Origin of the sequence: Daejeonella sp., from assembly GCF_044232565.1 — a bacterium.
Lineage (GTDB): Bacteria > Bacteroidota > Bacteroidia > Sphingobacteriales > Sphingobacteriaceae > Daejeonella.
In genome coordinates this window covers 1-6,365 of record NZ_JBIILQ010000164.1, presented here as the reverse complement: position 1 = coordinate 6,365, position 6,365 = coordinate 1, and the positions used below count along the sequence as shown (strand labels likewise).

The following is a 6,365-nucleotide window of genomic DNA, read 5'->3' as shown; positions in this document are numbered from 1 at the left end:
TTTCGATCAGGATGGAGCGATCGCATCAAGTGGAAAAGTGAATCAAAAACTATTGAAATCGCTGTTTGATCATGATTTTTTTAGAGCTGGATACCTTAAAACTACCGGTCCAGAACTCTTTAGTTTAGCTTATTTAAACCATGCAATTGAAAGTTCGGGTTTGCAAGACCTTTCAAACGAAGACGTAATGGCTACCCTTGCTGCATTTACCGCCAAAGCGATTGTGAGAGCTATTACTTTTTGTGTTGAAGGCAAAGGAGCCTATGAAATTTATATCAGTGGTGGCGGTATGCATAATCCACTATTGATCGGTATGATCGAAGAGCAGCTTGGTAAAAAACTTAAGTTCAGCTCTGATCTGGGTATTGCTCCCGATGCAAAAGAAGCTGTTCTGTTCGCTTTACTTGCCAATGAAGCAGTGGCCGGCGGGAATACTGATTTTGGCTCACATCCGGGTGTTCCTTCTATTTCGATGGGGAAGATTAGTTTTCCTAGGTAAATCAAACCTTCGCAATACTGTTAATTAGAATTGTTCTAAATAATTCTTTGAAACCAGCTTTCTGTTTCTATATTTGTCATTATTTAGAAAGATTCTTAATAACGAACAAATTAGATAGAAATGAACAATTTTTTAACCTGGAACAGTTTCCGTAAATTTTTAAATGATATTCACTTATGGGTGGGATTAGTCAGTGGAATATTTGTATTAATTATTTGTCTGAGTGGTACTATTTATGTGTTTAATACGGAGATACGTGAGTTTTCCAGACCCGAAGTTTTTCATTTAGAATCTACTGAAAATGCTACCAAATTACCCTTAGAGGAATTGGTTAACATTCTAAGCCGTGAAACTGGTGGAAAAGTTGTAAGTCTAAAAATACCAGCTGATCTTGAAAAATCATATATTCTAACAGTCAAGAAGCTTGAAGAAAACAATCCTAGTGAAAAGAATGCGGATAAAAAAGAAAAACTGGCTGAGGGTTCCAAAGAAAAATCCAATTCCTCTCGAGGCATACAATACATGGTTAATCCTTATACGGGACAGATCCTTGGGAATAGCAATGAAAAGACAGCAATTACGGAGTTTATGCAGTTGATGTTCAGTTTGCACCGCTGGCTTTTGCTCGACAGGATCGAAGAACCAATTTTTGGGGAGCTTCCAAACCGTACTCTTGGTAGTTATATCAGCGGAACCGCAACAATCCTGTTTACTTTGGGAGTCATCACAGGTATGGTCATTTGGTTTCCCCGGAAGATCAGAAGCTGGAAAAATGGTTTAAAAGTAAAATGGGACGGGAACTGGAAGAGAGTTAATCATGATCTACATAATAGCCTTGGCTTTTACAGTTGTATCCTGTTATTTTTAATGGGTATTACCGGTCCGCAATGGTCATTTCCCTGGTACAGAGAAGCTTTAAGAAAAACCCTGGGAACCTACCAGCCGGAAGGTGCTCTAAAACCAGAAACTCCACATTCAGTGATTCAAGGAACAGGAAGTGCAAAAACATTATTCATAGAGGATTTTATAAGTGCTGCAAATAAAACATTGAATTATACTGGCGACCTTACCATTGTTTTGGCTGCTGATTCTGCGGATGCAATCGTTGTAAACAAGGTAAAAACTGGATTTTTTGCTCCGGTAGCTAGCGATAAAATATATTTAGACCAGTATACCGCCTCGGTATTACATTCTGATATTTTCAAAGCTAAACCTTTGAATGAGCGAATTTCAGCTTCCATTAAAGCCCTGCATGTTGGAGATGTTTATGGCAGTTTTTCCAAGATCCTATATTTTCTTGCCTGCCTGATCGCTACCAGTCTGCCGGTTACCGGTACTTTGATCTGGCTCAATAAAATGAAGAAGGGTTGAGATTGAATAAGATATCTAACCAGGTTCAATGATTTTTTACTAAAAATTCGGTGTTTTCTAATGCCAATTACTTCATTGCTCTTCCAGAAATAGGTTTTAATATTAGCATAATCCCCAAAATCGGGTAATTAAAACAATGTAAAATTTATTTGTATTTATATCAAATAAACTTTACATTTAGTCAAATAAAATTGATATGAAAAATTCATTATTAATTCCGGGCAAATACAAGGTAATTGGCTGGATAATTTTTGTTCTGTCTGCGTGTTTAGGCGTAGCGACTTCCTATTGGGAATATAAGATTCCAGGATTTGCTTTTCCGGTTAATAATGCAGAATTATTTGCCGATTATAACCTTACAAACGAATTAGCATTAGCCGGCTTACTTATTGGTTTGATGATGATTTCATTTGCCAAAGAGAAAATGGAGGATGAATACCTTACTTTGATACGATTAAAATGCTGGCAATGGTCGGTTTTGATCAGTTTCGGGGTATTGTTTATTCTTAATTTCGTGCTTTATGGCACCGCTTTTTATAGTTTTTTAATCTATAATATGTTTACTGTACCACTAATTTTCATCGTCAAATTCAATTTTAGCCTGTATTTACTAAATAGAGAGAGGGAAGAAGATGAAAAATAATTTGCGTGTACAACGGGCTATCCTGAACATCACTCAGGCAGAGCTTGCCGAAAAGATACAGGTTTCGCGTCAAACCATTAATACCATAGAGTCTGGAAAATACGTTCCTTCAACTGTTCTGGCATTAAAAATGGCTAGTGTATTTGGTGTTCCTGTTGGTGAAATTTTTTCTTTGGAAGAAGGGGATTAATGGTAAGTAGGATTGTTTTTAAATTTTTGTAATAAGCCTAATAATGGCATTTCAATTCCAAAGACGTTCACGTTTCTGGTGCGAAAACCATCATTTCGCAGAATGCAGCTCCATTCCTTATTCCTAAAAAGGCAGAACGAGGAATCTCAAACCTATGATCCCAGAAACTATGCTTGCCGATTGATGTGTGAGTCCTGTGCCAATAAATCCGGGATTCTTCCACGTTTCCAATTTAAGGATAAAGGCAAAATTTGAGCAGCGTGTTCGGAATGACGGCACCCTGGCAAACTATCTCAGCTTAGTCAGGTAATCACAAGGTCCTAAAAATCTAATTCTGCTTCTCAGGTTGAAACGGTTTATCTATGCAGGCCTTTCAATCTCACATCTCATATCTCATATCTCACATCTCATATCTCACATCTCATATCTCACATCTCATATCTCACATCTCAATTCTCCTTCCTATCTTTGCACTATGCGTTTCGATATCATTACCGTTTTACCCGACTTGCTGGAGAGTCCTTTTGCACACTCCATTTTGCAGCGTGCTCAAAAAAAGGGACTGGCAGAGATTTTTGTTCATAATTTGAGAGATTACTCAACCAATAAACAGAAATCTGTTGATGACTATCAGTACGGCGGTGGTAGTGGAATGGTGATGGGTATCGAGCCATTTGCCAATTGTATCGAAAAATTACTCGAGGAGCGAAAATACGATGAGGTGATCTTTATGACACCTGATGGAAAAACGCTTAACCAGAGTATGGCCAACGAACTCTCAGGAAAAGAAAACATCATGATCCTTGCTGGGCATTATAAAGGTATTGATCAGCGTATTCGTGATATTTTTGTAACCAGAGAGATCTCTATTGGAGATTATGTTCTTTCGGGAGGTGAATTACCTGCTGCGGTACTGGTTGATAGTATTGTTAGATTATTGCCGGGAGTATTGAATGATGAAACCTCAGCATTATCGGATTCTTTTCAGGGAGAGCTGCTTGATGCTCCGGTATATACCCGTCCGGCCGACTGGCGAGGACACAGGGTGCCCGATATCCTTTTAAGCGGACATGAACAAGCCATTAACGATTGGAGACACGAGCAGGCTCTGGAGCGCACAAAGCAGCGGCGTCCAGATTTGCTAGAATAGTTTTAAATCGCTGACAAACAACAATCGTTTGAAATTAAAAACGGGAAATTTATCAAAACCCTTTTTTAAATAAAAAATTTTTCCTAATATTGCAGTCCGATTTTTACGGGCTAAAAATCGAATTAAGAGCTTAAAATCATGGATTTAGTAAAATTTGTTGAAGAGCAGGCGGTAGTTAAAAAGCAAGTTCCTGCATTCAAAGCCGGTGATACGGTTAGTGTTCACTATAAAATTCGCGAGGGAAATAAAGAACGTATCCAGATTTATCAGGGTGTTGTTATTCAGCGCAACAGTGTAGGTGTTAATGAGACTTTTACAGTACGTAAAATGTCAAATGGAGTTGGTGTAGAGCGTATCTTTCCAGTAAATTCTCCGAACATCGATAAGATCGAAGTAAACAGTCATGGAAAAGTTCGCAGAGCGAAATTATTCTATCTGCGCGAGTTAACTGGTAAAGCAGCTCGTATCAAAACAAAAAGAGTGTAATTAAACAATAAGATTGCAGCCTCCTGGATTTTATCTAGGAGGTTTTTTCGTTTATAAGCATTTGTAAATCTTTTTTCAGTGGATTTAATTTAATTTTTTGACTATTTTAAGGTTCTATTTTGGTGAATATTCTTTAATCAGCCAATAATTCTCTTTTTTCAAAATGATAAACTATGAATTTTTTACGCAGCAATTTTTAGGAAATAGCATTCAAAACTATTGCATTTTTGCGGCTATACTTCTTTTCGGACTATTACTTAAACGCTTGTTTTCTAAGGTTTTAAGTAGGCTTACGTTTAGATTTTTTATGCGTATACAGCCCGGGGTTGACCCAAAAGTATTCGTGGAACTGTTAATTCGACCGGTTGAAATACTTATACTTTTTTTGGTAGTTTATCTCGCAATTAACCAACTTGAATATCCACTCCAAGAGGTCATATTTAGGAGAACTACATTGCTAAACTCTGTACCCTCTGTGTTTGAAGTTACTTTGATTGAGGTAATAGACAATTTATTTTTATTTCTATTTATAGTCTCCGCCTTCTGGATATTTTTGAGAATTATTGATTTCATCGCTTATGTTTTTGAATACAAAGCTGCTTTAGCAGAATCAAAAACAGACAGTCAGATGGTTCCGTTTATGAAGGAACTTTCAAAAATCATGACTATTGTGGTGGCAGTTTTTGTAATTCTAGGTGCGGTTTTTAATTTGAATGTGGCAACCATTATCGCAGGTCTTGGAATTGGGGGTATTGCAGTTGCTTTAGCGGCTCAAGATACTTTACAAAACCTGCTTGGTTCGTTTACTATTTTTGCTGATAAACCATTTGTGGTAGGTGATTTGATTCGTATCGACAAGTATGAGGGTACTGTTGAGAAAGTAGGTTTTAGGAGTACTCTTATCCGTACCCTTGATAAAACTTTAGTAATTATCCCTAACAAGAAAATGGTGGATAGTCCGCTAGAAAATCTAAGTCTCAGAAACTTAAGAAGGATGAAGTTTATCATTGGTTTGAAGTATGATACACCTTCAGAAATCATGAAGAAAATTTCTCTTGAAATTGAGAAGTTTGTAAACGACCATCCATTAACAAGTAATGATACGCTCGTTAGCTTTGATTCCTTTGGGGATTCTTCATTAAATATTCAAGTGCTTTACTTTATTGAAATCGTTGATTACAATGAGTATATGCACATCAGGGAGGATATAAATTATCGCATTATGCAGATTGTTTCTGAAAACGGCGCTGACTTTGCATTTCCTTCACAAACTGTCTATCATGAGCAATTAGCGAAATGATTTTTAGCATAAAAAAAATCCGGTCTGTTAACAGACCGGTTTTTAAAATAGATATTTTTAGTTTTTCTTTTTTGATGACTTGCCCGTTTTTCCATCAGACTTAGATTTGCCTGCGCAGCAGTTCATCTTACAGTCCTTACCCATTTTACATTCCATTTTTTCACCTTTTTGTGAAGTAGTCTTAGGCTCTTGAGCGCTAAGAGTTAACGTTGCAGCAAAGAATGCAATTGCTAAAAATCCAGTTAGTTTTTTCATAATATAGTTTTTTTTATTATTTTTTTAAATGTGCTAAAACTGTGATACCCCCTTTTACAGTATCTCCTAATCCCACTTTAATATCAGTTCCTAAAGGTAAAAAAAGATCTACTCTTGAACCAAATTTTATAAAACCAAACTCTTCTCCCTGAGTAACCTCTTTACCTTCAGTTGAATAACAAACAATCCTTCTGGCTAAAGCTCCAGCTATTTGACGAAACAAAATCGAAACACCCGACTTGCTTTCAATTACAACCGTGGTTCTTTCGTTTTCTGTAGATGATTTCGGATTCCAAGCAAACAAAAATTTCCCTGGATGATATTTGTAATATTTCACAATTCCAGAGATGGGGTTTCTGTTGATATGCACATTGATTGGCGACATGAATACGGAAACTTGAATACGCTTTTCTTTAAGAAATTCAGTTTCTTCAGTCTCCTCGATTACTACTACCTTACCATCTGCCGGGC

Annotated in this window: 9 protein-coding genes; 7 read left to right on the top strand and 2 right to left on the bottom strand. The window is 36.9% G+C overall.

Features of this window, described 5'->3' with window-relative positions:
* From ACILQF_RS09360 to ACILQF_RS09330, 7 genes are all read left to right on the top strand, one after another.
* Window positions 1-499 (top strand): anhydro-N-acetylmuramic acid kinase (locus tag ACILQF_RS09360; RefSeq protein ID WP_395627148.1); only part of this gene is annotated, 499 nt, incomplete at its 5' end.
* Between the two features lie 120 nt (window positions 500-619).
* Window positions 620-1,870 (top strand): PepSY-associated TM helix domain-containing protein, encoded by a 1,251-nt coding sequence (locus ACILQF_RS09355; protein ID WP_395627147.1) that lies wholly within the window; start codon window positions 620-622, stop codon window positions 1,868-1,870.
* Between the two features lie 196 nt (window positions 1,871-2,066).
* A complete protein-coding gene (locus ACILQF_RS09350) occupies window positions 2,067-2,513 on the top strand; it encodes a hypothetical protein (protein WP_395627146.1) in 447 nt (148 codons plus the stop codon).
* Window position 2,514: 1 nt separating this feature from the next.
* A complete protein-coding gene (locus ACILQF_RS09345; RefSeq protein WP_395627145.1) occupies window positions 2,515-2,703 on the top strand; it encodes a helix-turn-helix transcriptional regulator in 189 nt (62 codons plus the stop codon).
* A 475-nt stretch (window positions 2,704-3,178) separates the two neighbouring features.
* Window positions 3,179-3,853, top strand: coding sequence for a tRNA (guanosine(37)-N1)-methyltransferase TrmD (gene trmD / locus ACILQF_RS09340; protein ID WP_395627144.1), 675 nt, complete (start codon window positions 3,179-3,181; stop codon window positions 3,851-3,853).
* Window positions 3,854-3,991: 138 nt separating this feature from the next.
* Window positions 3,992-4,339: a 50S ribosomal protein L19 gene (rplS, locus tag ACILQF_RS09335; RefSeq protein ID WP_395627143.1), complete on the top strand. Its 348-nt coding sequence runs from the start codon at window positions 3,992-3,994 to the stop codon at window positions 4,337-4,339.
* A 163-nt stretch (window positions 4,340-4,502) separates the two neighbouring features.
* Entirely contained in the window at window positions 4,503-5,639 is a 1,137-nt protein-coding gene (locus tag ACILQF_RS09330; RefSeq protein WP_395627142.1) for a mechanosensitive ion channel family protein, read from the top strand.
* Between the two features lie 57 nt (window positions 5,640-5,696).
* Here the strand turns inward: ACILQF_RS09330 and ACILQF_RS09325 are convergent, their stop codons facing one another.
* Both ACILQF_RS09325 and ACILQF_RS09320 read right to left on the bottom strand, forming a co-directional pair.
* A complete protein-coding gene (locus tag ACILQF_RS09325) occupies window positions 5,697-5,894 on the bottom strand; it encodes a hypothetical protein (RefSeq protein WP_395627141.1) in 198 nt (65 codons plus the stop codon).
* A gap of 16 nt (window positions 5,895-5,910) precedes the next feature.
* On the bottom strand, window positions 5,911-6,365 hold a 455-nt coding region (locus ACILQF_RS09320; protein WP_395627140.1), incomplete at its 5' end, for a phosphatidylserine decarboxylase family protein.

Excerpts from the sequence above, each read along its gene's own strand:
- ACILQF_RS09355 (WP_395627147.1), top strand. The coding sequence starts at position 620 with ATGAACAATTTTTTAACCTGGAACAGTTTCCGTAAATTTTTAAATGAT.
- rplS (WP_395627143.1), top strand. The coding sequence starts at position 3,992 with ATGGATTTAGTAAAATTTGTTGAAGAGCAGGCGGTAGTTAAAAAGCAA.
- trmD (WP_395627144.1), top strand. The coding sequence starts at position 3,179 with ATGCGTTTCGATATCATTACCGTTTTACCCGACTTGCTGGAGAGTCCT.
- ACILQF_RS09325 (WP_395627141.1), bottom strand. The coding sequence starts at position 5,894 with ATGAAAAAACTAACTGGATTTTTAGCAATTGCATTCTTTGCTGCAACG.
- ACILQF_RS09350 (WP_395627146.1), top strand. The coding sequence starts at position 2,067 with ATGAAAAATTCATTATTAATTCCGGGCAAATACAAGGTAATTGGCTGG.
- ACILQF_RS09330 (WP_395627142.1), top strand. The coding sequence starts at position 4,503 with ATGATAAACTATGAATTTTTTACGCAGCAATTTTTAGGAAATAGCATT.